The sequence below is a fragment of the Pseudogemmobacter sp. TB195 genome, assembly GCF_058313095.1.
This window is the reverse complement of sequence record NZ_JBZEGG010000219.1, coordinates 1-525: the sequence shown is the minus strand read 5'-3', so window position 1 is coordinate 525 and position 525 is coordinate 1. Positions and strand designations below refer to the sequence as shown.

1 protein-coding gene is annotated in these 525 nt (G+C 54.9%); it reads left to right on the top strand.

Annotated elements, in window-relative coordinates; genetic code table 11:
* Nucleotides 1-271 (top strand): hypothetical protein (locus tag AC4FS3_RS29460; RefSeq protein ID WP_491023488.1); only part of this gene is annotated, 271 nt, incomplete at its 5' end.
* Nucleotides 272-525: the final 254 nt, after the last annotated feature.

Here is a 525-nt window from a genome sequence, read left to right as displayed (position 1 = left end):
CCACGACGAAGGTCAGCGGTTCATGGAGTACTACGGGCGCATGAAGGGAGGCTCGGACACTTTTGTGCTTCTCGACTACCCGAGCTTTCACGCGTTCTGCCACGAGTTCGCAGATGCTGATCAGTTCCGCGCGGCTTTGGAAGCGTATGCTAACGAAATTGTCACTAAAGGAGCGTGGGTCGATCCTAGGAATTTTGTGCTCGACGCCATTCAGGGCCGATTAGGAAAAGTGTTCACCGGGCAGCCAGAGACAGATGACGGGAACACGTGAGCGTGCTCCTAGCCGAGCCGATTGACGAACCTGTGGAGGTTTGTTCCGCTAGGACGTGGCCCCACGTAGCGTGGTTACATTTATGGTAACAGGCCTTTCGTGCTATTGAAATAGCGCTTATTTATCAAGATAATGTGGCGTCCAACATAAGCGAAACAGGCTCTCCGCCGGCACCATTTTTGTATTCAGCTGACATTTTCTGGATGCTTTGCCGTACGGCGCGCGCTTTGCGGCGCGGGGCCGGTCTGGCGTGG